Origin of the sequence: uncultured Nevskia sp., from assembly GCF_903885465.1 — a bacterium.
Taxonomy (GTDB): Bacteria; Pseudomonadota; Gammaproteobacteria; order Nevskiales; family Nevskiaceae; genus Nevskia.
Genome location: NZ_CAISIQ010000046.1, coordinates 1 through 3,244, shown reverse-complemented (window position 1 = coordinate 3,244; position 3,244 = coordinate 1). Strand labels below are relative to the sequence as shown.

Here is a 3,244-nt window from a genome sequence, read left to right as displayed (position 1 = left end):
TGAACACCGCGACCAGGCTCACCGAGATCGAGATCACCGTGAAGCCGATTTCGCGAGCGCCAAGCAGTGCCGCTTCACGCGGCGCCATGCCGCGATCGCGGTGCCGGCTGATGTTCTCGGACACGACGATGGCGTCGTCGACGACGAAGCCGGTGGCGACCGTCAGCGCCATCGCCGACAGGTTGTCGAGGCTGTAGCCGAACACGACCATCAGACCGAGCGTGCCGGCCAATGACACCGGCACGGCCACCGCCGGCAGCAAGGTTGCCCGCCAGCTGCGCAGGAACAGCAGCACCACCAGGATCACCAGGCCGATCGAGATCGCCAGCGCCTGCTCGACCTCGTGCAGCGAAGCGCGGATGGTCGGCGTGCGATCGCTGAGCACCTCGAGCTTGATCGACTGCGGAATCGAGGCCTGCAGGCGCGGCAGCAGCGCGCGCACGCGCTGCACGGTCTCGATGACGTTGGCGCCCGGCTGCTTCTGCACCAGCAGCACGATCGCCGGCACGCCGTTGGCGAGGCCGTAGTTGCGGATGTCCTGTACCGAGTCGGTCACCGTGCCGACATCGCGCAGCCGCACCGCCGCGCCATCGTGATAGCTGAGCAGCACCGGCGCGTACTCGGCGGCCGTGCGCGCCTGATCGTTGGCGCCGATCTGCCAGCTGCGGCCGTCCAGTTCCAGTGAGCCCTTCGGCCCGTTGGCATTGGTCGCGGTCAGCGCTACCCGCACGCTGTCCAGCGAGATGCCCTTGGCGGACAGCTTGTCGGGATCGAGTTCGACTCTCACCGCCGGCAGCGCACTGCCGCCGATGGTCACCTGGCCGACGCCATCGACCTGCGCCAGGCGCTGCGCCAGCACCGTCGACGCGGCGTCGTACATCTGGCCGCGCGACAAGGTCTGCGAGGTCAGCGCCAGGATCATCACCGGCGCGTCCGCCGGGTTGACCTTGCGGTAGGTCGGATTGCTCGGCAAGCCGCTCGGCAGCAAGGTGCGCGCGGCGCTGATCGCCGCCTGAACGTCGCGGGCAGCGCCGTTGATGTCCCGGCTCAGATCGAACTGCAGGGTGATGCTGGTCGTGCCCAGCGATGAACGCGAAGTGATCTCGCTGACCCCGGCGATGCTGCCCAGCGCCCGCTCCAGCGGCGTCGACACGGTGGCCGCCATGGTGTCGGCGCTGGCGCCCGGCAGCGAGGCGCTGACCGAGATGGTCGGGAAATCGACTTGCGGCAGCGAAGCGATCGGCAGCAGGCGATAGCCGAGCACGCCGGACAGCGCCACCGCCAGGGTGATCAGCGTGGTCGCCACCGGCCGGGCAATGAACGGTGCGGAAATGTTCATGACACGGTGGCCGGCCCCAGCCCCGACCGCGCCTGCCGCGTCTTCAGACGCTGCGCCAGCCGTGCGAAGCCGAGGTAGATGACCGGCGTGGTGAACAGGGTCAGCAGCTGGCTGACGATAAGACCGCCGACCAGAGTGACGCCGAGCGGATGGCGCAGCTCGTGGCCGACACCGCCACCGAGCATCAGCGGCAGCGCGCTGAACAGCGCCGCCATCGTCGTCATCAGGATCGGCCGGAAACGCAGCAGGCAAGCCTGGTGGATCGCCTCGCGCGGCGCCTTGCCTTCCTCGCGCTCGGCGTACAAGGCGAAGTCGATCATCATGATCGCGTTCTTCTTGACGATGCCGATCAGCAGCACGATGCCGATGATGCCGACCACGCCGAGATCCTGGCCGTCGAGCAACAGCGCCAGCAGCGCACCGAGGCCGGCCGAGGGGAGCGTCGACAGGATAGTCAGCGGATGAATGAAGCTTTCGTAGAGCACGCCAAGGACGATGTACATCGTCACCACGGCGGCGAGCACCAGCAGCAAGGTGCTTGACAGCGACGCCTGGAACGCCGCCGCCGCGCCCTGGAAACTGGTCTCCACACTCACCGGCAGATCGAGCTTGGCTTCCTCGGCCTTGATCGCATCGACGGCAGCGCCGAGTGCCGCACCCGGCGCCAAGTTGAACGACACGGTGGCCGACGGGAACTGCGCGACATGGTTGATGGCGAGTGCCGCCGGCTGTTCGACGATGCGGGCCACCGAACTCAGCGGCACCTGCACGCTGGTCGTGGTGCCATCGGCGGCCGTGGTGGCGCCCGGCACGTACAGCGATTGCAGCGCCTGCGGCCCGCGCTGGTCGTCATGCGCCACTTCCAGCACCACTCGGTACTGGCTGCTCTGCGTGTAGATGGTCGAGATCAGCCGCTGGCCGAACGCGGTGTAGAGCGCCGTGTCGATCGCGGCGACGGTGACGCCGAGCCGGCCGGCCGCCTCGCGATCGATCTGCACGTAGGCCTGCAGGCCTTGGTCCTGCAGATCGCTGGCGACATCGGCCAGCTGCGGCAAGGTCTTCAGGCGCGCCAGCAGGCGGCTGGTGGCGCTGGCCAGATCCTCGTTGTTCGGCGAGCTGAGCAGGAACTGGTACTGGGTCTTGGACACCCGATCCTCGATGGTCAGATCCTGCACCGGCTGCATGTAGGCGGTGATGCCCGGCACCTTGGCCGTTGCCTCGCTGAGCCGGCGGATCACTTCCGAAGCCGAGGCGTCGCGATCGGCGAACGGCTTCAGCGTGATCTGCATGCGCCCGGTGTTGAGTGTCGGGTTGGCACCGTCGATACCGATGAACGAGGTGAGGTGATCGACATCCGGGTCTTTCAGGATCACATCGGCAACCGCCTGCTGGCGCTCGGACATGGCGTCGAACGAGGTGGTCTGGGTCGCTTCGGTGATCACCTGGATCAGGCCGGTGTCCTGCATCGGGAAGAAGCCTTTCGGCACCGCCAGATAGAGCAGGGCGGTGATCACCAGGGTCGCGACGAAGGCCATCAGTGTCGTTCGCGGACGATCGAGCACCCAGTCCAGCGCCCGGCCATAGCTGGCGATCAGGCGCTCGAACAGTCCCGGTTCCTTCGCGACCGCATCGGGCTGGTGGTGAGCCATGGCGGGCTTGAGCAGGTAGGCGCTCATCATCGGCGTCAGGGTCAGCGAGATGAACGCCGAGATCAGGATCGCCACCGCCAGGGTGATCGCGAACTCGTGGAACAAGCGGCCGACCACGTCGCCCATGAACAGCAGCGGGATCAGCACGGCGATCAGCGACACGGTCAGCGAGATGATCGTGAAGCCGATCTGCCGGCTGCCTTTCAGCGCGGCTTGCCGCGGTGAGTCGCCCAGTTCGATATAGCGGGCGATGTTC

2 protein-coding genes are annotated in these 3,244 nt (G+C 67.2%); both read right to left on the bottom strand.

All coding sequences use genetic code 11. The features are described from left to right. The coding region (locus QZY06_RS01695; protein ID WP_295679375.1) for an efflux RND transporter permease subunit at nucleotides 1–1,339 on the bottom strand (1,339 nt) is incomplete at its 3' end. Further along, the coding region (locus QZY06_RS01690) for an efflux RND transporter permease subunit (RefSeq protein ID WP_295679372.1) at nucleotides 1,336–3,244 on the bottom strand (1,909 nt) is incomplete at its 5' end. The genes QZY06_RS01690 and QZY06_RS01695, both read right to left, overlap by 4 nt.